The sequence below is a fragment of the Acidovorax sp. JMULE5 genome (assembly GCF_013376875.1).
GTDB lineage: Bacteria > Pseudomonadota > Gammaproteobacteria > Burkholderiales > Burkholderiaceae_C > Acidovorax > Acidovorax facilis.
The window spans coordinates 5105064-5128583 of record NZ_CP035951.1; the positions used below are offsets into that span (position 1 = coordinate 5105064).

At 65.7% G+C, this 23520-nt stretch carries 18 protein-coding genes; 14 read left to right on the top strand and 4 right to left on the bottom strand.

What is annotated here, in order from left to right; all coding sequences use genetic code 11:
- Window positions 1-242: 242 nt before the first annotated feature.
- Window positions 243-1958: a single-stranded-DNA-specific exonuclease RecJ gene (gene recJ / locus EXV95_RS23260; RefSeq protein WP_176888681.1), complete on the bottom strand. Its 1716-nt coding sequence runs from the start codon at window positions 1956-1958 to the stop codon at window positions 243-245.
- A complete protein-coding gene (locus EXV95_RS23265) occupies window positions 1955-2911 on the bottom strand; it encodes a phosphoglycerate mutase (RefSeq protein ID WP_176888682.1) in 957 nt (318 codons plus the stop codon). Before EXV95_RS23265 ends, recJ begins: the two co-directional genes overlap by 4 nt.
- Before the next feature lie 80 nt (window positions 2912-2991).
- On the opposite strand from EXV95_RS23265, the gene EXV95_RS23270 reads away from it, so the two are divergent.
- The gene (locus EXV95_RS23270; RefSeq protein ID WP_121422572.1) at window positions 2992-4245 is read left to right on the top strand and encodes a lipoprotein-releasing ABC transporter permease subunit; all 1254 of its coding nucleotides are present in this window, start codon (window positions 2992-2994) and stop codon (window positions 4243-4245) included.
- A complete protein-coding gene (gene lolD, locus EXV95_RS23275; protein ID WP_121422573.1) occupies window positions 4238-4927 on the top strand; it encodes a lipoprotein-releasing ABC transporter ATP-binding protein LolD in 690 nt (229 codons plus the stop codon). Before EXV95_RS23270 ends, lolD begins: the two co-directional genes overlap by 8 nt.
- 924 nt (window positions 4928-5851) lie before the next feature.
- Here lolD and xdhB read toward each other — a convergent pair.
- Entirely contained in the window at window positions 5852-8284 is a 2433-nt protein-coding gene (gene xdhB, locus EXV95_RS23280) for a xanthine dehydrogenase molybdopterin binding subunit (RefSeq protein WP_176888683.1), read from the bottom strand.
- Complete coding sequence (xdhA, locus tag EXV95_RS23285; RefSeq protein WP_176888684.1) at window positions 8281-9789, bottom strand: xanthine dehydrogenase small subunit; 1509 nt, start codon at window positions 9787-9789, stop codon at window positions 8281-8283. The genes xdhB and xdhA overlap by 4 nt, the downstream gene beginning before the upstream one ends.
- Before the next feature lie 104 nt (window positions 9790-9893).
- Between xdhA and EXV95_RS23290 the strand changes: the two genes are divergently transcribed.
- The 12 genes from EXV95_RS23290 (at window position 9894) to EXV95_RS23345 (ending at window position 23516) form a co-directional block, all read left to right on the top strand.
- Window positions 9894-10826: a LysR family transcriptional regulator gene (locus tag EXV95_RS23290; RefSeq protein ID WP_082437633.1), complete on the top strand. Its 933-nt coding sequence runs from the start codon at window positions 9894-9896 to the stop codon at window positions 10824-10826.
- 79 nt (window positions 10827-10905) lie between these two features.
- Window positions 10906-12492: an ABC transporter ATP-binding protein gene (locus EXV95_RS23295; protein WP_176888685.1), complete on the top strand. Its 1587-nt coding sequence runs from the start codon at window positions 10906-10908 to the stop codon at window positions 12490-12492.
- On the top strand, window positions 12485-13555 hold the full coding sequence (locus EXV95_RS23300; protein ID WP_055401941.1) for an ABC transporter permease: 1071 nt from the start codon (window positions 12485-12487) through the stop codon (window positions 13553-13555). Before EXV95_RS23295 ends, EXV95_RS23300 begins: the two co-directional genes overlap by 8 nt.
- Window positions 13555-14475, top strand: a complete 921-nt coding sequence (locus EXV95_RS23305; protein WP_121422579.1) for an ABC transporter permease — start codon at window positions 13555-13557, stop codon at window positions 14473-14475. Before EXV95_RS23300 ends, EXV95_RS23305 begins: the two co-directional genes overlap by 1 nt.
- Before the next feature lie 110 nt (window positions 14476-14585).
- On the top strand, window positions 14586-15752 hold the full coding sequence (locus EXV95_RS23310) for a BMP family ABC transporter substrate-binding protein (RefSeq protein WP_055401936.1): 1167 nt from the start codon (window positions 14586-14588) through the stop codon (window positions 15750-15752).
- A gap of 108 nt (window positions 15753-15860) precedes the next feature.
- Window positions 15861-16841 (top strand): aromatic ring-hydroxylating dioxygenase subunit alpha, encoded by a 981-nt coding sequence (locus EXV95_RS23315; protein WP_176888686.1) that lies wholly within the window; start codon window positions 15861-15863, stop codon window positions 16839-16841.
- A complete protein-coding gene (locus EXV95_RS23320) occupies window positions 16841-17893 on the top strand; it encodes an adenosine deaminase (protein WP_176888687.1) in 1053 nt (350 codons plus the stop codon). The genes EXV95_RS23315 and EXV95_RS23320 overlap by 1 nt, the downstream gene beginning before the upstream one ends.
- 225 nt (window positions 17894-18118) lie before the next feature.
- The gene (locus EXV95_RS23325; RefSeq protein ID WP_176888688.1) at window positions 18119-19693 is read left to right on the top strand and encodes a methyl-accepting chemotaxis protein; all 1575 of its coding nucleotides are present in this window, start codon (window positions 18119-18121) and stop codon (window positions 19691-19693) included.
- A 158-nt stretch (window positions 19694-19851) separates the two neighbouring features.
- The gene (locus EXV95_RS23330) at window positions 19852-20952 is read left to right on the top strand and encodes a BMP family ABC transporter substrate-binding protein (protein ID WP_176888689.1); all 1101 of its coding nucleotides are present in this window, start codon (window positions 19852-19854) and stop codon (window positions 20950-20952) included.
- 89 nt (window positions 20953-21041) lie between these two features.
- Complete coding sequence (gene guaD / locus EXV95_RS23335) at window positions 21042-22340, top strand: guanine deaminase (RefSeq protein WP_176888690.1); 1299 nt, start codon at window positions 21042-21044, stop codon at window positions 22338-22340.
- 81 nt (window positions 22341-22421) lie between these two features.
- A complete protein-coding gene (gene dcd, locus EXV95_RS23340; RefSeq protein WP_055401412.1) occupies window positions 22422-22994 on the top strand; it encodes a dCTP deaminase in 573 nt (190 codons plus the stop codon).
- A 153-nt stretch (window positions 22995-23147) separates the two neighbouring features.
- Window positions 23148-23516: a hypothetical protein gene (locus tag EXV95_RS23345; RefSeq protein ID WP_176888691.1), complete on the top strand. Its 369-nt coding sequence runs from the start codon at window positions 23148-23150 to the stop codon at window positions 23514-23516.
- Window positions 23517-23520 lie beyond the last annotated feature (4 nt).

Consider the following 23520-nt stretch of genomic DNA (forward strand, 5'->3'; position numbering starts at 1 on the left):
CTATTGGCTGCAAAAAGATGCCTTGTGCCCCATCCCGATCCGCACTACCACCGCCTCGCGAGGGTTATGCAGGTCATCCCTAGGAGTCTGTCGGACTTGGAAATCGTCGGCTGCAAATTGACCTCAGCGGTCCATTTTCCACCGTCTTTTTGCCCCATAGCTCGCTATGGGGCTGCAAATCCGGCAAACACTGTCCTCGCTGGGGCCAATTTTCGCTTCGACGCTCCAAGTCCGACAGACTCCTAGATCTGAGCCCCCTCGACCAAAAACTGCACCTTGCGCTCGCCTTTCCACTCGTTCACATCGAGCCGGAAGGCCAGCAGCACGCGCGCGGGCAGTTGCTCGGTGTGGCCGAACCAGATGGCGTCCACCGGGTTGCCCTGGTGCATGAGCTTGATCGACAGGTGATTTTTGGATTCGCCCACCAGGCGCTGGCTCACGATCTGCACCTCTTCGCTGAAAGTGGGGGGCAAAAAGCCCTGGCCCCAGACCTCGCGGTGCAGGGTGTCCACCATGTCAGCGCGGCAGTATTCGGGGGCCAGGGGGCCGTCGGTCTCGATGCGGCGGGTGAGGGTGGCGGCGTCGAGCCATTCCTGCGCGACCTGGGCCAGGGCTTGCTCGAAGGTATCGAACGAGTCAGCGTCCACCGTGCAGCCCGCCGCCATGGCGTGGCCGCCAAATTTGAGCAGCACGCCCGGGTGGCGTTTGGCCACCAGGTCCAGCGCATCGCGCAGGTGAAAGCCGGGGATGGAGCGGCCCGAGCCTTTGAGCTCGTGCTCCTTGCCCGGCGCACTGCTGGCCGCAAAGACAAAGGTGGGGCGGTGCAGCTTGTCCTTGATGCGGCTGGCCACGATGCCCACCACGCCTTCGTGAAAGTCCGGGTCGAACACGCTGATGGCCGGGGGCGGTTCTTCGTCTTCCTGGAACAGGCTTTCGGCCATCAGCATGGCCTGGTCGCGCATGCCGCCTTCGATCTCGCGGCGCTCGCGGTTGATGCCGTCGAGCGTGCCCGCCAGTTCGGCGGCGCGGCCTGCGTCGTCGGTGAGCAGGCATTCGATGCCCAGCGTCATGTCGGCCAGGCGCCCTGCGGCATTGATGCGCGGTCCTAGGGCGAAGCCAAAGTCGAAGGTGGTGGCCACGGGCGCCTTGCGGCCGGCAGCGGTGAACAGCGCGGCTACCCCGGCGGGCATCTGGCCTGCGCGGATGCGCTTCAGGCCCTGGGCGACCAGGCGGCGGTTGTTGGCGTCGAGCTTGACCACGTCGGCCACCGTGCCCAGCGCCACCAGGGTGAGCAGCGGGTCGAGCTTGGGTTGGGTGGCCGCGTCAAAAATGCCGCGCGCCCGCAGCTCGGCGCGCAGGGCCAGCAGCACGTAGAACATCACGCCCACACCGGCCATGGACTTGCTCTCGAAAGTGCAGCCGGGCTGGTTGGGGTTGACGATGGCATCGGCCGCGGGCAGCTCGGGGCCGGGCAGGTGGTGGTCGGTGACGACCACGGTGAGGCCCAGCGCCTTGGCCTCGGCCACACCGTCCACGCTGGCGATGCCGTTGTCCACGGTGATGAGTACGTCGGCGCCGCGCTCGGCCACGCGGCGGGCGATGGATGCGGTGAGGCCATAACCGTCCGTCACGCGGTCCGGCACGAGGTAATCCACCTGTTGAGCGCCCAGCAGCCGCAGCCCGCGCACACCCACGGCGCAGGCGGTGGCGCCATCGCAGTCGTAGTCGGCCACGATGACGAGGCGCTTGTTCTGCGCCATGGCGTCGGCCAGCAGGCGCGCGGCGGTGTCAATGCCTTTGAGGCCCGAGGGGGGCAACAACCGGCCCAGGCCGTCGTCCAGCTCGTCTTTGGCACGCACACCGCGCGCGGCATACAGGCGCGCCAGCAGCGGGTGCACACCGGCCTGTTCCAGCGCCCAGGCGGCACGGGGGGGAATGTCTCTTGCTACTATTTTCATAGCTTATTGCGCATGTCTGTAAAGCGCTGGGGCCTGAAAAGGCTTTGAAAACGCTGGGCCAGGGTGCGGGGGGCGGTGTGGAAGGCCAGCGTGTTGCGCTCGCCGCACAGGGTCAGTTGCACCGGCTCGCCGCCTTCGGACTTGCGCAGCAGATCGGCCACCGGGCCTGCGTCCAATGCGGTCCACGCTGCGGCCCAGGCGCGCCAGTCCTCGTTCAGTGCCGCATCGCGCAAGGTGGTGGGCACCGTCGGCGTGGGAAGGGCAGACGGGGCAGGGGTGGGTATTGGGCCGGTGCCATGCACCCAGAACGAGTTGATCACCGGCAGCCCGCGCTCCGAGCGTTCGTCGTTGAAAGCGTGGGTGTAGAGCAGCATCTGCATCTCGCTGTGCAAACGGTGCAGGGTCCGGGCCGCCTTGGCGTCCGGCATCCAGGCGCGCACATCGCGCTGCAGCACGCGCTCCAGCGAGGCGGTGGCCAGGTCGGCAAACAGGGGGCTGGTGGCCAGCCAGCGTGTGGGCTGGTCGTAGTGCAGGGTGATGCCGTCTTCGGCAAACCAGGGCGAGACGATGGCCAGCAGCGCGCGCGATGCGGCGTCATCCAGCGCGAGGTGCTCGGGGTTGCGCAGCGTGACGTGGTCGGTGCTGACCTGCCACTGGCAGGGCGTGACAAACGTCCAGGCGTCACCGTTGGGTGACTGGCCTTGCTGGTGGCGGTGCCACGCGGCCCAGGGGATGCGCCCGTCCTGCGCTGGCAGTCCCAGCGCGCGCGCCAGGGCGCGTTCGTGGGGGGCGGAGAAGCTGGTCTCCTCGCCGCTGTCACTGTGGGTGGGATGGGGGCTGAGCCGGGCCAGAAGCCGGTCCAGGTGGGGCAGGGTCAGGCCCTGCAGGGCTTGCTGGCATCCGGCGGCTGCGCTGGCGGCGTAGGGAATGAGCAAATGGTTGGTGTCCGACATGGGCCTATTGTCCGGGATGCCACAATCTGGCCGGCCTGTGGCGTGCATTCCGCACTCTGCAGTGCCTTCTTTCCTTATCCATGCAAATCCCCTACGAACTGGCCCTGGGCTGGCGCTACACGCGCGCGGGCCGCGCCACGCGGCGCAATGGCTTCATCTCGTTCATCTCGGGCGTGTCCATGCTGGGCATTGCGCTCGGGGTGGCGGCGCTTATCATCGTGCTGTCGGTGATGAACGGCTTTCAGAAAGAAGTGCGCGACCGCATGCTGAGCGTGGTCTCGCACATCGAGATTTTTGCGCCCCAGGGCGCTGCGTTGCCCGACCCGGCGCGCACGCTGGCCGAGGCGAAGCAAAACCCCAACGTGGTGGGCGCCGCACCGTTCGTGGCCGCGCAGGCGCTGCTGGCGCGCGGCGAGGACATGAAGGGTGCGCTGGTGCGCGGCATCGACCCGGCGCTGGAAGGCGCCGTGACGGATTTGGCCGCCACCAACGAAAAGACACTGAATCTGCTGGTGCCCGGCGAATTCCGCGTTGTGCTGGGGGGCGAGCTGGCCCGCATGCTGGGCGTGCGCGCTGGTGATGTTGTCACCCTGATCGCGCCCGCAGGGCAGGTCACGCCGGCGGGCGTGGTGCCGCGCCTCAAGCAGATGACGGTGGCGGGCACGTTTGATTCGGGCCACTACGAATACGACTCGGCCTTGGTGCTGCTGCACCACGAGGATGCGCAGCGCATCTTTCGCCTGGAAGGCCCGACGGGCGTGCGGCTGAAGCTCAAGGACCTGCACCAGGCGCGCGAGGTGGCCCAGCAACTGGCGGGCAGTCTGAGCGGCCAGTTGCTCATCCGCGACTGGACGCAGCAGAACCGCACCTGGTTTGCGGCCGTGCAGCTCGAAAAACGCATGATGTTCATCATCCTCACCCTCATCGTGGCGGTGGCGGCGTTCAACCTGGTGTCTACCCTGGTGATGACGGTGACCGACAAGCGTGCCGACATCGCCATCCTGCGCACCCTGGGCGCCAGCCCCAAGAGCATCATGGGCATCTTTGTGGTGCAGGGCGCCATGGTCGGCGTCATCGGCACGGCCGTGGGCCTGCTGCTGGGCCTGGGCATCGCGTTCAACATCGACGTGATCGTGCCCGCCATCGAGAAGGCGCTGAACGCGAGCTTTTTGCCCAAGGACATCTACCTCATCAGCAAGATGCCGAGTGAACCCCAAAGCAGCGACATCATGCCCATCGGCATCATCTCGCTGGTGCTGGCTTTTGTGGCCACCCTGTACCCCAGCTGGCGCGCCAGCCGTGTGAACCCCGCCGAGGCGCTGCGCTATGAGTGATCAGAAAGTTGGAGTGGTGGTGCTGGAGGCCAAGGGCCTCACCAAGCGATTCACCGAAGGCCGCCTTGATGTGACGGTGCTCAAGGGCGTGGATCTTCAGATCCGCGCGGGCGAAACGCTGGCCATCGTCGGCGCATCGGGCTCGGGCAAAAGCACGCTGCTGCACTTGCTGGGCGGGCTGGATGCGCCCACGGCAGGCACCGTGCGCCTCAAGGGCGAAGAGATGTCCTCGCTGTCGGCCGAGCGCCAGGGCCAGCTGCGCAACCAGCACCTGGGTTTTATCTACCAGTTCCACCACCTGCTGCCCGAGTTCAGCGCGCTGGACAACGTGGCCATGCCGCTGCGCATCCGCCGCCTGCCATTGGCGCAGTGCCATGCCGAGGCTGAGCGGGTGCTCACCTCTGTGGGTTTGAAAGAACGCCTGATGCACCGACCCGCCGAGCTGTCGGGCGGCGAGCGCCAGCGTGTGGCAATTGCGCGTGCCTTGGTGACGCGGCCCGCGTGTGTGCTGGCGGATGAGCCGACGGGCAACCTGGATCGCAGCACTGCCGACGGCGTGTTTGACCTGATGCTGCAGCTGGCGCGCGACCAAGGCACGGCGTTTGTGATGGTGACGCACGATGAGTCGCTGGCGGCGCGGTGTGATCGCGTCTTGCGGCTGGTGTCTGGGGTTTTGGGGTGATTTTGGACCCTGGCGCTTTTCTGGAGCGCGCGGGGTGCTATTGTTTTTGCAGTCTTGTGGTGCCCTCCTGTCCGTTCGGGCTGAGCTTGTCGAAGCTTGTTCTTGCTGGTTGGGGCAGCATGCTTGGGTTGAGTGCGGAGGCCGGGAGTCGCCCGGCATGCGAGTAACTTTCTTTTGCTTCGCCAAAAGAAAGTCACCAAAGAAAAGGCGACCCCCAGTCTGCGACCCCTGCGCTGCGCTCCGGGGCAAACCTGCGTCGTGTCGGTTGCTGGGTGCGCCGTGGAACTCGCTTTGCTGCTGCGCAGCGCCGCTCGGACAGCCACGGCGAGCTAGAGCAAGAAGCACGCGCGCTCCGACGCGCGTGCCACCCCGCAACCGCCCCGACGCAGGCGCATCCAGCAGGGGGTTGGGCACCCGAACATCCAACATCCGAATAGCCACACGGGCCTTTGCTGCGCTCGGCCTCACCTCGCGGGCGCAAGCGCCACACGCTGCGCAAACTGGGCCGAGCGAAGCAATGGCCCGAATGGATGTCCGCTCCCCGGGTTCCCTTCAGGATGCGCCGAGGAGCGCAGCGGCCAGCGGATCAGGGCTCGCGATTGTCTGAGCGCAACGCAGTGGAGCGAGTTCGAGCGAGACCCCGCTGGACGCGAGCACCGCAGGTTGCCCGCAGCGAAGCGAAGGGACGCAGCGTGTAGGGTCGCCTTCTCTTTGGTGACTTTCTCTTGGCGACGCAAGAGAAAGTTACTGCGCCGCCGGGCGCACACCCCGGCCTCCGCCCTTCAACCAGGCATGCGGCCAGATTAGCGAGCGTGCCTGCCCTGGCTTCGACCAACTCAGCCCGAACGGTTGAGCGAGGCGCTCCGGCTTCGACGAGCTCAGCCCGAACGGATCGTGCGGTGAAGCGGTCGGGAGGCAAGCCCTTCACGCGCCCAATTTACCCAAGGCGCGCAACACATTCTCCGCAGTCGCCGGTGCCATCAACACCACGGGCTCCGCAGCGTCCCGCCCCTCACGTCCCGCAGCCACCGCATTGCGCAGCGCCTCGTACACACTGATCGCCAGCATGAACGGCGGCTCGCCCACCGCCTTGCTGCCGCCCACGTTGTCTTCCCGGTTGGCCTCGGGCCACAGTTCCACCTTGAAGTGTTGGGGGATGTCCCCCGTCGCCGGGATCTTGTAGGTGCTCGGCGCGTGCGTGGCCAGATACCCTTTGTCGTTCCACACCAGCTGCTCCGTGGTCAGCCAGCCCATGCCCTGCACAAAACCGCCTTCGATCTGCCCGATGTCGATGGCCGGGTTGATGCTGTGGCCCACGTCGTGCAGGATGTCCACGCGCGCCACGCGGCTTTCGCCGGTGAGGGTGTCGATGACCACCTCGGAGCAGGCAGCGCCGTAGCTGAAGTAGTAGAACGGCCGGCCCGTGAGCGTGGCCTTGTCGTAGTGGATCTTGGGCGTGCGGTAAAAGCCATCGCTCCACAGCTGGATGCGGTTGGCGTACGCCTCCTTCACCACATCGTCGAACGCGCGCACCTTCTTGGGCGAGATCACCTGGCCGCCCTCGAAGCGAATGGCACCCGCACCGCAGCCATCGAGCCCGCACACGAACGAGGCCAGGTTGTCCCGCACATTGCGGGCTGCGAACTGCGCTGCGCGGCCGTTCAGGTCGGTGCCGCTGCTGGCGGCGGTGGCGCTGGCGTTGGGCACCTTGCTGGTGTCGCTGGCCGTGACCAGCACGCGGTGCAGCGGCACACCCAGCTCGTCGGCCACGATCTGCGCCACCTTGGTGTGCAGGCCCTGGCCCATTTCGGTGCCGCCGTGGTTCACCTGCACGCTGCCGTCGGTGTACACATGCACCAGCGCGCCGGCCTGGTTGAACAGCGTGGCGGTGAAGCTGATGCCGAACTTGACGGGCGTGATGGCCAGGCCGCGCTTGAGCACCGAGCTCTTCGCGTTCCACGCCGCAATCGCCGCTTGGCGCTTGCGGTAGTCGGCTTCGCGCTCCAGCTGGGGCATCAGCGCGTGCAGGATGTTGTCCTCCACCGTCATCTGGTAGTGCGTCACGTTGCGGCCGCTGCTGGCGTCCTGGCCATACAGGTTGACCATGCGCACGTCCTGCGCATCGCGACCCAGCGCGCGGGCGATGTCGCCCAGGATGGCCTCGATCACGATCACGCCCTGCGGCCCGCCGAAGCCGCGAAACGCCGTGTGGCTCTGCGTATTCGTCTTGCAGCGGTACGAGGCGATTTCCACATCGCTCAGGTAGTACGCGTTGTCGGCATGGAACACGGCCCGGTCGGCCACGGGACCGGACAGGTCGGCGCTGAAACCGCAGTTGGCGGCCATCTGCAGCTTCAGGCCCGTGATGCGGCCGGTGTCGTCAAAGCCCACGTCGTACTCGTACGCAAACGGGTGGCGCTTGCCGGTGACCATGAAGTCCTCGTCGCGGTCCAGCCGCAGCTTGACGGCGCGGCCGAACTTATTGGCAGCCACGGCGGCCCACACGGCCAGGTGACCGGCCTGGGTCTCCTTGCCGCCAAAGCCGCCGCCCATGCGGCGGCATTCCACCTTGACCGCGTGGTTGTCGATGCCCAGCGCGTGTGCCACCCAGTGCTGCACCTCCCCGGGGTGCTGGGTGCTGGAGTAGATCCACCACTGCTTTTGCTCCAGCGGCAGCGCGTAGGCGATCTGGCCTTCCAGATAGAAGTGCTCTTGCCCGCCCACCTCGAACGCGCCTTGCAGGCGGTGTGCCGATTGCGCAAGACCCGTGGCGGCGTCACCCCGGCGCACGAACACGGGGGGCAGCACGTAGCTCTGGGCCTTGAGCGCGTCGTGCACGTTCAGCACGGCGGGCAGGGGTGTGATGTCGAGCTTCACGGCACGCACGGCGCGACGCGCCTGCATGACCGAGTCGGCCACCACCAGGCCGATGACCTGGCCGATGTGCTGCACCGTGTCGTGCGCAAACACGGGCTCGTCGTGCGCAAAGGCGGCCAGCAGCTTGTCGCCGGGCACGTCCGCAGCCAGCACCACGCCGCGTACGCCGGGCAGGGCCAGGGCGGCGCTGGCATCCACGCCGTTCAAGGTGCCATGCGCCACCGTGGAGAGGATGGGCGCTGCGTACAACGTGCCCTTCACCTCCGGCAGGTCGTCGATGTAGTGGGCCGCGCCCGCGACCTGGGCTCGCGCGCTTTCGTGGATGTGCGACTGGCCCATGGCGCGTTGGCTGGCGGGGGCGCTGCGCTGCGGGGCGGCCAAAGGCTCGGCTGCGTGGGCGTCTGCGCCTGCGACCATGGGGTCATCTACCGCGTCACGGCTGACGGACAGGCCGTTGGATGAAATATCGCGCTGGTTCATACGGATTCCTCCAGGCGGAAGTTCTCCACGCTCACCGCGTCTTCGCCTTGACTCTCCAGCCAGAAGCGCTGCAGCAGGCTGGCCAGCACCGTGCGGCGGTAGGTGCCGCTGGCGCGCATGTCAGAGATGGGGTTGAACTCGCCTTGCAGCGCTTGCGCAGCGCGGGCGATGGTGTCGGCATTCCAGGGCTGGCCGGTCAGTGCGGCTTCGGTCTGGCGCGCGCGGGCTGGTGTGGCAGCCACACCGCCCGCGCCGATGCTGGCGCGGCGCACCACGTCGGCTTCGATATCGAGGTTGATGACAAGGCAGACGGCAGAAATATCGTCGTCGAAGCGCTTGGAAATCTTGTAGGCCCGAAGCACTTCCGTGACACCCGGCCTGGGCACCACGATGCGCGCCAGCAGCTCGTCGGGCGCCATCACGTTCTGCCGGTAGCCGGTGTACAGGTCTTCCAGCGCCATGGCGCGTTCGCCGCGCACGCTGGCCAGCACCACCTGGGCGCGCAGTGCAATCAAAAGCGGCATCGAGTCGCCAATGGGCGAGCCGTTGGCCACATTGCCCCCCAGCGTGCCCGAGTTGCGCACGGGCAGGCCCGCAAAGCGCGTGGCAAAGCTGTGCAGCTGCGGCCACTGGGCCGTCAGTGCCGCAAAGGCGTCGGTCAGGGTGACGGCGGCGCCGATGGTGATGTGCTGCGGCGTCGCATTCACCGCGCGCAGCTCGGCCACGCGGGTCACGTCCAGGATGCGTTCGTATTGTTTGTGCTGCTTGGTCACCCACAGGCCCACATCGGTGCAGCCCGCCACCACCTGCGCCGCAGGGTGTGCGGCCCGCGCGGTCAGCAGATCGGTCAGCGTGGTGGGGGAAATATAGGAAAAATTGGCATCTGGCGCTTGATGGGTAAGCGCTAATAGCTCTAATTTTTGTAGCAAAAGGGGTTCGTTCACCGCCATCGCGGGCAGGGCCGCCATTTGCTGCGCGGCGTCCAGGATGGGACGGTAACCGGTGCAGCGGCACAGGTTGCCGGAGAGTTCTTCCTGCGCCAGTTCGCGGGTGATCGGCTCACCCTGGCAGACGTGGTTCTGGTACATGCCGAACAGGCTCATCACGAATCCGGGCGTGCAGAAGCCACATTGGGAGCCGTGGCACTGCACCATCGCCTCCTGCGCAGGGTGCAAGGTGATGGCTTGCCGCGCCGCAGCGGGGGCATCACCCACGGGCTGGATCAGCGGGTCTTCCGCCAGGTCCTCCACCGTCCACAGCGCCATGCCATCCACCGAATGCGCCAGGCGGATGCAGCTGTTCACCGCGCTGTAGTGCAGCTTGCCGTCCCGCGCCTCGCCCAGCACGACGGTGCAGGCGCCGCAGTCGCCTTCGCCGCAGCCTTCCTTGGTGCCGGTGCAGCCCAGGTCTTCGCGCAGCACCTCCAGCAAGGTGCGGTCGGGTGGTACATTGCCCAGCGCCACGGGCTGGCCTCGGCGCAGGAATTGCAAGGGTCTTGTTGTCATGACAAACGCCACTTCGATCTTGGATGGAAAGGTTCAGCAGAGGGTAGAACGCAGTACCGTTACCGGCATATGCGCAAGCTTATGGCACCCATGCCCACACCGCTATGAGAGACCACGCCCTTTTCGACAAGATAGACCTCCATCTCATAAGGGTCTTGCACACCGTGCTCACAGAACGCAGCGTATCGAGGGCCGCCGTCCGCCTGGGCATGCACCAGCCGGCGGTGTCGGCTGCGCTCAAGCGGCTGCGGGACCTGGCGGGCGACCCGCTCTTGGTGCGCTCGGGCGCCAGCATGATGCCCACCGACGCCGCGCTGCGCATGGTGGAGCCTGCGGGCGCGATCCTGCGCTCGGCCGAGGCGCTGTTCTCCGACGCACGCGGGTTTGACCCGCGCACGGCCACCCGTACCTTCCGCGTGGCCGCCAGCGATTACCTCGACCCCCTTTTTCTGCCCCAGCTCGTGGCCCGCATCAAGGTCGAAGCCCCTTTGTGCCCCATCGAGATCCTGCCCCTCTCGGCCGACACGCACTATCACGCGCACCTGGCGCAGGGCGAGGTGGACGTGGTCATCGGCAACTGGCCCCAGCCGCCGGACGACCTGCACATGGGCCGCCTGTTTGGTGACGAAGTGGTCTGCCTGGTCGGCAAGGACCACCCCGCCGTGCGCCGCGGCTGGGACGTGGAAAGCTGGCTGGCCGCCGAACACATCGCGCCCACGCCCACCCACCCCGGCGCGCGCGGCGTGATCGACGCCCACCTGGACAGCCTGGGCATGCAGCGCCACATCACGGCGCGCTGCGCGCATTTCAGCCTCATCCCCAGCATCGTGGCATCGAGCTTGCTTGTGCTGACCACCGGCCGCCAGTACTGCGAACGGTATGTGGAGCAACTTCCGCTGGCCATATTGCCGTGCCCGGTGCCGTTTCCTCGGCTCATGTACTACCAGCTGTGGCACGCCCGCACGCACCACTCGGCCGCCGCGGCCTGGCTGCGCGACTGTGTGAAAACCGTGGCTGCATCGCTACGAAAAGAATAGCTGCCTGGGTATGCTGAACAAGCGCAAGAAGGTGTTTTCATTCTTATAACAAGTTGTAAAACTGAGAGACAATCCCCGCATGAGTTCTCCCTCCAATCCTTTAGCGCCTGGTGCGGCGCCGCCACGGCTTCAGCTGGTGGGCATCACCAAGCGCTACCCGGCCGTGGTGGCCAACAGCGGCGTGTCGCTCACGGTGCTGCCGGGTGAAATCCACGCCGTGCTGGGCGAAAACGGCGCGGGCAAGTCCACGCTGATGAAAATCATCTACGGATCGGTCAAGCCCGACGAAGGCAGCGTGTTCTTCAACGGCCAGGCCGTGCAGGTGCGCAACCCGCAAGAAGCGCGGGCCCTGGGCATCGCCATGGTGTTCCAGCACTTCAGCCTGTTCGACACCCTGACGGTGGCCGAGAACGTGTGGCTGGGCCTGGACAAGAGCCTGACGCTGGCCGAAGTGACCAGCCGCATCACCGCCAAGGCCGCCGAATACGGCCTCGACATCGACCCCCTGCGCCCCGTGCACACCCTGAGCGTGGGCGAGATGCAGCGCGTGGAAATCATCCGCGCGCTGCTCACCGCGCCTAAGGTGCTGATCCTGGACGAGCCCACTTCGGTGCTCACGCCCCAGGCGGTCGAGAAGCTCTTCGTGGTGCTGCGCAAGCTGGCCAGCGAGGGTTGCAGCATCCTCTACATCAGCCACAAGCTGCACGAAATCCGCGCGCTGTGCACTGCCTGCACCGTGCTGCGCGGCGGCAAGGTGACGGGCGTGTGCAACCCTGCCGAGGAATCCAATGCCTCCCTGTCGCGCCTGATGATCGGCGCCGAACCGCCCGCGCTGGAGCACCGCGCGGTGCAGACCGGCGCCACCGTGCTGCGCGTCAAGGGCCTGTCGCTGCCGCGTGCCGACCAGTTCGGCGTGGACTTGATCGACCTGCAGTTTGAGGTGAAGGCGGGCGAAGTGGTGGGCATTGCCGGCGTGTCCGGCAATGGGCAAAAAGAGCTGCTGTATGCGCTGTCGGGGGAAGACCAGCGGGCCGAGCCTGCGAGCATCCAGGTCTCGGGCCAGAACGCAGGCCGCATGGGCCCCGGCCAGCGCCGTGCGCTGGGCCTGCACTTTGTGCCCGAAGAGCGTTTGGGCCGGGGGGCTGTGCCCACCATGGGGCTGGCGCACAACCTGCTGCTCACCCGCACCAATGCGGTCAGCGGCAGTGGCTGGATCAAGGTGGGTGCGCTGCAAAAGCATGCCGAGGACATCATCCGGCGCTTCAATGTGAAGGCGGGTGGCCCCAACGCAGCGGCCAAGTCGCTGTCGGGCGGCAACCTGCAGAAGTTCATCGTGGGCCGCGAGATTGACGCCAAACCGAAGCTGCTCATCGTCTCCCAACCCACCTGGGGTGTGGACGTGGGGGCTGCGGCGCAGATTCGCGGCTCCATCCTGGCGCTGCGTGATGCGGGCTGCGCCGTGCTGGTGGTGAGTGAGGAGCTGGACGAATTGTTTGAAATCTGCGACCGGCTGCATGTGGTGGCCAAGGGGCATTTGTCGCCTTCCGTGCCGCGCGCCGAGGCCACGGTAGAGCGCATTGGCGAATGGATGAGCGGGCTGTGGCATGCCGATGTCCAAGCGCACCTCGCACAACAGGCCAAGGCAGCGGAGGTGCAGCATGCTTAAGCTGGAACCGCGCCCCCAGGCTTCTGGCTGGTGGACCTATGGCTCGCCGCTGCTGGCGCTGGCCGTCACGGTGTTGATTGGTGTGGCCTTGTTCGTGGCGCTGGGCAAAGACCCGGTGCGCGGGCTGCAGGTCTTCTTCTGGGAGCCGATCAAGACACCCTATGCCGTCGGTGAACTCATGGTCAAGGCCACGCCGCTGTTATTGATTGCGCTGGGGCTGGCCGTGTGTTTTCGCTCCAACGTGTGGAACATCGGTGCCGAGGGCCAGTTCGTGATCGGTGCCGTGGTGGCGGGCGGCGTGGCGCTGCTGGCCGACAAGACCACCGGGCCGTGGATCGTGCCCGCCATCCTGCTCGCCGGGGTGCTGGGTGGCATGGTGTGGGCAGGGCTCACGGCCCTGCTTCGCGACAAGTTCAACGCCAATGAAATCCTGGTGAGCCTGATGCTGGTCTATGTGGCCACGCTGGTGCTGGGCTACCTGGTCTATGGCCCATGGAAAGACCCCATGGGCTACAACTTTCCGCAGACCAAGACGTTCGAGAAAGTCACGCAGATCCCGCGCCTGATGCAGGGCTCGCGCGTGTCCATCGGGTTGCTGCTGGCGCTGGCGGGGGCCGCGGCGTTGTGGGTGTTTCTGTTCCGCACCCGGGCCGGTTTTGCCCAGCAGGTGGGCGGGCTGGCCCCTGCAGCGGCGCGCTATGCGGGCTTCTCGTCGCGCAAGGCACTGTGGACGGCGCTGCTGATCTCAGGCGGTGCGGCGGGCCTGGCGGGCGCGCTGGAGGTGGCCGGGCCCATTGGCCAGCTCACGCCGTATGTGCCCGCAGGCTACGGCTTTGCCGCCATCATCGTGGCCTTTGTGGGGCGGCTGCACCCGGTGGGCATGATTTTGTCGGCCATCCTCATGAGCATGTTCTACATCGGCGGCGAGCTGGCGCAGTCGCGCATGGGCCTGCCCAAGTCGCTTACGGGCGTGTTCCAGGGCCTGCTGCTGTTTACGCTGCTGGCCTGTGACACCTTGATCGCCTACCGCATCCGCTGGGTGGCCGCGAAGGGAGGCAAGTAATGGAATCCTATGCACTCCTGATTGGCGCCACGCTGAGCGCGGGCACCGTTCTGGCCATCGCGGCCCTGGGCCTCTTGATCAATGAAAAAGCTGGCATCGTCAACCTGGGGGCCGAGGGCATGATGCTCTGCGCCGCCATTGCAGGGTTTGCCACCGTGGTACACACGGGCAACACCTGGCTGGGGTTTGCGGCGGGCATGGCCGCTGGCGCGCTGCTGGCGGCCATCTTTGGTGTGCTGGTGATCTGGCTCAACACCAACCAGTACGCCACGGGGCTGGCGCTCAGCCTGTTTGGCGTGGGTTTTTCGGCCTTTGCGGGCATCAGCTACGTCCAGGCCAAGCTGCCAGAGCTGCCCAAATACGTGATCCCGGTGCTGGGCGATGTGCCGCTGCTCGGCCCCGCGCTGTTCCGGCAGCACCCGCTGGTGTATATCACCATGCTGCTGGTGGCGGGGATGATCTGGTTCCTGTACCGCACGCGCGCCGGGCTGGTGCTGCGCTCGGTGGGCGAGTCGCCCGAGTCGGCCCATGCACTGGGCTACCCCGTGCGCCGTATTCGCTTGGCCGCTGTGGTAGCCGGTGGCTCGCTGTGCGGGCTGGCCGGGGCGTACATCTCTACCGTTTACACCCCGCTGTGGGTGGAGGGCATGGTGGCCGGGCGCGGCTGGATCGCGCTGGCGCTGACCACCTTTGCCACGTGGCGCCCGGCACGGGTGTTGCTTGGTGCTTACCTGTTTGGCGGCGTGACCATGCTGCAGTTCCATTTGCAGGCCACGGGCGTGCAGGTGGCCAGCCAGTTGCTGAGCATGCTGCCCTATGTGGCGACCATCGTGGTGTTGGCGCTGATCTCGCGCAATCCGGCGTGGATCCGCATCAACATGCCGGCATCGCTCGGCAAGCCGTTTTATCCGGGTTCGTGAACAAGCACTGGTCCCAAGAATTGCTGGTTACCCGGTGGTAGATCGCCCCATAATTAGTGTTTTCGTCCCTCAACCTTTGCAAGTCTTACTTCTTCAATAAGGAAACCGACATGACTGATCTGCAGAAACGCTCCATGCTCAAGGTGGCAGCGCTCTCCGCCGTGGCCGCTGCTGCCCTCGTGGGCTGTGGCAAGAAGGAAGAACCGGCACCGGCCCCCGCGCCCGCACCGGCTCCCGTGGCAGAAGCACCGGCGCCCAAGCCCGAGCCTCTGAAGATCGCGTTTGCCTACGTCGGCCCGGTGGGCGATGGTGGCTGGTCGTTCGCTCACGACAACGGCCGCAAGGCCATCGAGAAGGAATTTGGCGACAAGGTCGTGACGAGCTTTGTGGAAAGCGTGCCCGAGTCCGCCGACGCCGAGCGCGTGCTGCGTGACCTGGCCGGCCAGGGCAACAAGCTGATCTTCGGCACCACCTTCGGCTACATGGAGTCCATGCTCAAGGTCGCGGAAGACAACAAGGGCGTGAAGTTCGAGCATGCCACCGGCTACAAGACGGCCGAAAACATGCGCACCTATGACAGCCGCACCTACGAAGGTGCGTACATGGCGGGCATCATTGCCGGTGCCATGACCAAGTCCAATACTCTGGGCGTGGTGGGCTCGGTGCCGATTCCTGAAGTGATCCGCAACATCAACAGCTTCACGCTGGGTGCGCAGTCGGTCAACCCCAAGATCAAGACCAAGGTGGTCTGGGTGAACGAATGGTTCAGCCCACCCAAGGAAACCGAAGCCGCCACCAGCCTGATCAACGGTGGCGCGGACGTGTTGTTCCAGAACACCGACTCGCCTGCTGTGCTCAAGACCGCACAAGAGAAGGGCAAGCGCGCCTTCGGTTGGGACAGCGATATGACCGCCTACGGTCCCAAGGCCCACCTGGCTTCGGCCGTCATCAACTGGGGCCCGTACTACATCAAGGCCACCAAGGACGCGCTGGAAGGCCAGTGGGCCACGGGCCAGAGCTGGTGGGGCGTGAAGGAAGGCGCCATCGACATCGTCTCCATCGCCGAAGACGTGCCTGCCGACACCAAAGCCAAGGTCGAAGCCGTGAAGAAGGGCCTGGCCGACGGGTCGTTCCAGATCTGGAAGGGCCCGATCGTGGGTCAGGACGGCAAGGAAGTGCTGGCCAAAGACACGGTGGCTGATGACAAGTTTCTGGGCGGTGTGAACTTCTACGTCAAGGGCGTGGAAGGCAAGATCCCCGGCGGCGAGAAGAAGTAAGCACTTCTGAGCCGTCATCAGGCAGCCTCTTGGGGCTGCCAGTTCAAAAGGGCTACCTTCCTGGGTGGCCCTTTTTCATTGTTGAGTGCTTTTTTTGGAGCAGGGACGATGGTCGAATCGACGTTGTGGCACCCCGTGGCACTGGCGGGTGATGTGGCGAACACCCCACTGGCCGTGCAGTTGCTGGACCAGCCGCTGGTGCTGTGGCGTGATGGCCTGGGTGGGGTGCAGGCCTTGGCCGATCGGTGTCCGCACCGGGGTGCGCGCTTGTCGCTGGGCCGGGTGACGGTGCAGGGGCGGCTGGAGTGCCCGTACCACGGCTGGCAGTTCGAGGGCTCGGGCCAGTGCACGCATGTGCCCGCACTGCCTGCGTTTGTGCCGCCCACCACGCACTGCGCCCGGCACCATGAGGCCTGCGAGGCCCATGGCCTGGTGTGGGTGCGCATTGCGCCGGGCAGTGCAGCGCTGCCCCCATTCGCCGCCGAAGGGGACTTGCGCTTGCGCAAGCTCAACTGCGGCCCTTACGACGTGGCCGCCAGTGCGCCACGCATCATCGAGAATTTCCTCGACATGTCGCACTTTGGTTTTGTGCACGAAGGCTGGCTGGGCAGCCGCGACGTCCCTGCCATTGATGACTACCGCGTTGAGGCCACACCCACTGGCTTGCTGGCCACCGGCTGCAAGGCCTGGCAACCCCAGTCCAACCTGCACTCCACCGCCCCGGCCCAGGTGGAGTACACCTACGAAGTCACGGCACCCTACGCGGCCGTGCTGACCAAGGTGCCCGAGGCGGGCACCACGGCCGTGGATGGCTGGCGGGAGTCCATTGCGCTGTTCATCTGCCCGATCACCCCGGTGCGCAGCCGCGTGTGGTTTCGCTTGGCCGTGGCAGATTTCGATTCGCCCGATGAGAAGCTGCAGGCCTTTCAGCACACCATCTTCACGCAAGACCAGCCCGTGCTGGAGTCGCAGACGCCACAGTGCCTGCCGCTGGACCTGCGGGCGGAGTTGCATACCGCCGCCGACAAGGCATCATCTGCCTACCGCCGCTTCTTGCGCCAGAGCGGCATCACCTTTGGAGTCTGCTGATGTTTAAAGTGCCCCCCATTTCCGCCGAGCGCCTGCCCACGCTGCTGCGCGCCATGCCCAAGGCCGAGCTGCATATCCATATCGAGGGCTCCCTGGAGCCTGAGCTGATCTTTGCACTGGCGCAGCGCAACGAATTGACCTTGCCCTATGCCAGTGTGGAGGCACTGCGCAGCGCCTATGCGTTCACCAACCTGCAAAGTTTTCTGGACATCTACTACGCGGGTGCCAGCGTGCTGCTGCGCGAGCAGGACTTCTATGACATGGCGCGCGCCTACCTGGGGCGAGCAGCGCGCGACAACGTGCTGCACGCCGAAATCTTCTTCGACCCGCAGACCCACACCGCACGTGGCGTTGCCATGGAGACGGTCATTAACGGTCTGTACCGGGCCTGTGAAGATGCACGCAGGGAGCTGGGTATCAGTGCCACGCTCATCCTGTGTTTCCTGCGTCACCTCAGTGAGGAATCCGCCTTCGAGACCCTGGAGCAGGCGATGTCCCTGCTCGACAAGATCGTTGGCGTAGGGCTGGATTCCAGCGAACTGGGCCACCCACCCGAAAAGTTTGCCCGCGTGTTCGCCCGCTGCCGCGAACTGGGCCTGCACCTGGTGGCCCATGCAGGCGAGGAGGGCCCTCCTGCCTACATCTGGAGCGCGCTCGATGTGCTCAAGGTCGAGCGCATCGACCACGGGGTGCAGGCGGTGCACGACGCTGCCCTGATGCAGCGCCTGGCGCAGGACCGTATTGCGCTCACGGTGTGCCCCCTGTCCAACCAGAAGCTGTGCGTGTTTCCCAACCTGGCGGACCACAACCTGGGCAAGCTGCTCGACGCCGGGCTGGCCGCCACGGTCAACTCGGATGATCCCGCTTACTTTGGCGGCTACATGAATGAGAACTTCACCCAGGTGTTTGCCGCCACGGGCCTCACGGCGAAACACGCCTACCAACTGGCGTTCAACAGCTTTGAGGCGAGTTTTGCCAGCAATGCCGACAAGCGTGTCTGGGAGCACAAGCTCAAGGAAACCTTTGAGCGGTGCGTGGAGCACGACTACTGAGCTTTGTGCGGCGGGCATAGCGCGGAGAGCCAGTGCGAATCGATGGGTGGGTGCGCTGTCGCCCGCGCGGCAGGGCGGCGGCGTGGGTAAACCCTTAAAATAGTAAGTATTCGTTCGAATTGCGTCCGGCCCAGGCCCACGGGGTGATCCACCACCATGGCCCTTACCCAGCGCTCCCTTGCGGAGTGCACGGGTGCCGTGTTGCCCCCTTTTTTGGAGCCTTCCATGTTTCTCAGTCAAATCTCCATTGGCAAGCGCCTCACGCTGGTGCTCGGCCTCATCCTAGCGCTGTTTTTTGCCAGCAGCGTGGTGGCCGTGGTCAAGCTTAGTCAGCTGGGCAGAGAGATCGATGCCATGGTCGACGACAACATCAAGACCGAGCGCGCTGGCTCGGACTGGCTGCGCCATACCACATCGGGTGTGCAGCGCGCGGCGGCCATTGCCAAGAGCAGCGACGCCAGCCTGATCCCCTACTTTGCGCCCGCCACGGCCGCGTCGATCCGCGATACCAACGAGCTGCAGAAATTCATCGAGTCCAAGATGGACACGCCGGAGAAGAAGCAGCATTTTGCCAAGGTGGGTGACCTGCGCAAGGACTACCTGGCGGCCCGCGAGGAAGTGAGCAAGTTCAAACAGGCGGGCGATGCCGAGAACGCCAACAAGGTCTTCACCGAGCGGTTTGAGCCCACCTCCCGCAGCTACCTGGCGGGTGTGCAGCAGATGGTGGATGGCCAGCGTGCCGAGCTGGATGCCGCTGGCAAGCGCAGCGAGGAGCTGCGTGCCCAGACCACGCTGCTGCTGCAGATCTGCACCGGAGTGTCGCTGCTGCTGGGCGCCTTGCTGGCCTGGCTGCTGACCACCAGCATCACGCGCCCGCTGCGCAAGGCCGAGGCCATTGCAGAGACCATTGCCAACATGGACCTGACGGGCGCCCCCCAGGCGAGCTACGCCAATGACGAAACCGGCCACCTGCTGCGCGCCCTGGATGCCATGCGCAGCGCTCTGCACCGCTCGCTGCAGCAAGTGCGGGGTGTGGTGGACAGCATCTCCACCGCCAGCACCCAGATCGCGATTGGCAACCAGGACCTGAGCGCACGCACCGAGCAAACGGCCAGCAGCCTGCAGGAGACTGCCAGCTCGATGGAAGAGCTGACCAGCACCGTGCGCCAGAGCGCCGATTCGGCCGTGCAGGCCAACCAGCTGGCGGTGTCGGCCGCACAAGTGGCCCAGCGCGGCGGTGAAGTGGTGGCGCAGGTGGTGACCACCATGGACGAAATCAACACCAGCAGCAAGAAGATCGCCGACATCATCGGCACCATCGACGGCATTGCGTTCCAGACCAATATCCTGGCCCTCAACGCCGCCGTGGAAGCCGCCCGTGCGGGCGAGCAGGGCCGTGGCTTTGCCGTGGTGGCCAGCGAAGTGCGCTCACTGGCCCAGCGCTCGGCCCAGGCGGCCAAGGAGATCAAGACACTGATCGGCGTGTCGGTGGAGAAGGTCGAGTCGGGTGCTGCCCTGGTGCAGAACGCCGGCACCACCATGGGCGAGATCGTGAGCTCCGTGCGCCGCGTGACCGACATCATTGGCGAGATCAGCTCAGCCGCTTCGGAACAGAGCCAGGGCATTGGCCAGGTGAATGTGGCGGTGACCCAGCTGGACCAGATGACCCAGCAGAATGCCGCCCTGGTGGAAGAGTCCACCGCCGCCGCCGAGAGCCTGAAGGACCAGGCGTCGCGCCTGGCCGAGGTGGTGGGTGCCTTCCGCCTGGGCGCAGGCCCGCAGGCGCTGCGGCTGAACTGAGTTCCTATGGAGGGCTTTGCGCACTGCAGCAGAGCCTACCCTCCGGCTTCAATCCATACAGTTCCAACGTAGTTTCAGCGCAGTTTGATTCCCCTCGGCAGCACCGTCGTCCTGCGGTGCTTCCGTTCCATTCCATCAGGGCCATGTAGAGGAACACCATGTACAAAAACCTCGCAGCCACGCTCGTGGCCGCCTGTTTTTTCTCCCCCGCTTTTTCCCAGACCATGCCCGCCAAGGGCAGTACGGCCGAGCCTGTCAGAGCCGGTTTTGTCTATGTCTCGCCCATCACCGAGGCAGGCTGGACGCGCCAGCATGACGAAGGCCGCAAGGCCGTCGAGGCCGCGCTGGGCAACCAGGTCAAGACCATCTTTGTCGAGAACGTGGCCGAAGGCGCCGATGCCGAGCGCGTGATCCGTGATCTGGCGGCCACGGGCCACCAGATCATCTTCACCCCCAGCTTTGGCTACATGGAGCCCACGCTCAAGGTGGCGCAGGACTATCCACACGTGAAGTTCGAGTCCATCACCGGCTACAAGACCACGCCCAATGTGGCCGCTGCCAACGCGCGCTACTACGAAGGCCGCTACCTCGCCGGTATTGCAGCGGGCCGCATGAGCAAGACCGGCGTGGCCGGTTTTGTGGCGGGCTTCCCCATCCCGGAGGTGCTGCAGGGCATCAATGCCTTCACATTGGGCATGCGCTCGGTCAACCCGCAGGCCGCGGTGAAGGTGGTGTGGCTCAATGTGTGGTTCGACCCACCCAAGGAGCGTGATGCGGCCATGGCGCTGTTCAACCAGGACGTGGACGTGATTGCGTTCCACACGGGCTCCACCGCCGTGATGGCCGCCGCGCAAGAGCGCGGCAAGATGGCCGTCGCCTACCACTCGGACATGCGCCGCACCGGGCCAGACGCGCAGATCGTGGCCGTGACGCACCAGTGGGGCAGTTACTACACCGAGCGCGTGCGCGCCGTGCAAAACGGCACCTGGAAGAGTGCCAACCTGTGGGGTGGCGTGCGCGAGGGCATGATTCGCGTCGGCGACTTTGGCACCCGGGTGCCTGCGGCCGTTCAGCAGGAGGTGCTGGCCGCACAGAAGGCCATTGGGGCGGGCAAGCTCCGGCCCTTCCGTGCGGGTAAGGCGCCGGTGCGCGACAACGAGGGGCAGGAGCGGATCCCCGCAGGCCAGGCGCTGTCGGATGCGCAGATCCTGCAGATGAACTGGCTGGTGGAAGGGGTGGCGGGCAAGGTGGCGCGTTGAGCGCTCCTGTACCCAGCCAACTGCCTTCCATAGCCACTATGGGGCGCGCCGTATGCTGGCGCCAGGCGGTGCCGCTAAGCTAGCGCCCCATGCCTGTATACCGATCCGCCCTTTTGCGATTTGCCGACGATGGCCGCGCCCTCTATGACGAAGATGGCCTGCTGGCCATTGGCCCGGATGCCCAGGGCCGCCAGCGGGTGCTGGCAGTCGGCGCCTGGCAGGCGCTGTCGCACCAGTATGCCCACGAGCCTGTCACGCACCTGCCGGGTCGCATCCTGGCCCCGGGGTTTGTGGACATGCACATCCACTTTCCGCAGACCGACGTGATTGGCTCGCCCGCGGACGGTCTGCTGCCCTGGCTGGAGAACTACACGTTTCCCCATGAATCGCGCTTTGTCGCATCCGACTACAGCGCGCAGGTGGCAGAGTTCTTTGTGGCCGAACTGCTGCGCCATGGCGTGACCACGGCGCTGGCGTTTGCCACCTCGCACCCCGCCTCGGTGGATGCCTTGTTCACCGAAGGGCAACGCCAGCACATGCGCCTGATCACCGGCAAGGTGCTGCAGGACCGCCACTCGCCCGATGGAGTGCGCGACGATACCGAACAAAGCCTCATCGACACCGAGGCGCTGATCCAGCGCTGGCACGGCGTGGACCGCCTGGGCTATGCCATCACCCCGCGTTTTGCGCCCACCAGTACCCATGAACAACTGCGCGGCGCGGGCGAGCTGGCTGCGCGCTACCCCGATGTGTGGATTCAGTCCCACGTGGCCGAGAACCGCGACGAGATCCGCTGGGCGCGCGAGCTGTTCCCCGCCGCGCGCAGCTACCTGGGCGTCTACGACGACTTTGGCCTGATGCGCGAACGTGCGGTGTACGCGCACTGCATCCACTTCGACGACGACGACCGTGCGCTGATGCGCGACACCGGTGCGGTGGCTGCGGTCAGCCCCACCAGCAATCTCTTTCTTGGCAGCGGGTTCTTCGACTATGCCGGTGCCGACCGGGTGGGCTTTGGCTACGGCCTGGCCAGCGATGTGGGCGGGGGCACCAGCTTCAGCCCGTTCCACACCATGCTGGCGGCGTACTACGTGGGGCGTGAGGGCCAGACCAAGCAGGGCCTGAGCCTGTCACCCCAACAGCTGTGGTGGCAACACACGGCGGGCGCGGCCCGGGCGCTGGGCCTGGCGGGTGTGGTGGGCAATTTGCAGCCGGGCTGCGAGGCCGACTTTGTGGTGCTCAACCCTCGGGCTACGCCTCTGCTGGAGCGCAAGACCTGCCAGGCGCGCAGCCTGGACGAGCTTTTGTTTGCGCTGATCGTGCTCGGCGATGACCGTGTGGTGGAGCAAACGGTGATTTCTCAAGCAAAATACGGCCCCAGCGCATGATCATCAAGCGCTAATAGCTACATATTTAATAGCGCCCGGCTGTTTGCCGACGGCCAGGGCCACAGCGCAGGAAATTCAGCCATGAGCATCAAGAGCGACAAGTGGATCCGCCGCATGGCGGCCGAGCACGGAATGATCGAACCCTTCGAGCCGGGCCAGGTGCGCGAGGTGGAGGGCCGCAAGATCATCAGCTACGGCACCAGCAGCTACGGCTACGACATCCGCTGCGCACCCGAATTCAAGGTGTTCACCAACATCCACAGCACGGTGGTGGACCCGAAGAATTTCGACGAGAAGAGCTTTGTGGATTTCGAGGGTGACAGCTGCATCATCCCGCCCAACAGCTTTGCGCTGGCGCGCACGATGGAGTACTTCCGCATCCCGCGCAACGTGCTCACCATCTGCCTGGGCAAAAGCACCTATGCACGCTGCGGCATCATCGTCAACGTGACGCCGTTCGAGCCTGAGTGGGAAGGCTATGTGACGCTGGAGTTCTCCAACACCACGCCGCTGCCCGCACGCATCTACGCGGGCGAGGGCTGCGCGCAGGTGCTGTTCTTCGAGAGCGACAAGGACGATGTGTGTGAGGTCAGCTACCGTGACCGGGGCGGCAAGTACCAGGGGCAGGTCGGCGTGACACTGCCCAAGGCCTGACCTCCCGCCCGCCGGGTCTTCGGCATGCGCTGGAACGTGTTCGCAGGGGCTGCGTCCTACAGCGCCAGTGCCCATTGGCTGAAATGCAAGCGCAGGTAAGGTTCTTAGCATGGTGTCATGCCGCCGGGCCCTCCGGTGGTCACGGAGTCCACCATGCTGACCTTTGCTGCGATGACCACACCCGCCAAGGCCCGGGGTGCTGCGCTTTCTCTACATGACCCTGCAGGTGCCACAGGCGACTTGGCCTCGGACCACGGCGCATTGCGCCCGGCAGCCGTGTCCCACGCCCACTATTGGCCCTGCGAGCTTCTCAACGCTTTCGTTCTGAAGATGGCCGCCACGGGCCACTGTGTGAATACCGCCATGATGCTGGGGCACCGGCCCTACGCGCTCGAACAGCTGGCCGTTGCGCGGGCCGTTCAGGACCACAGCCTGCATGCGCTGGCCTTGCGGCTGCAAGCCTATTTTGATGCTGCCGCGCCCCAGGGCTGCGCCGTGGTGGCCGAGATCAGCGAGGTTTAGAACA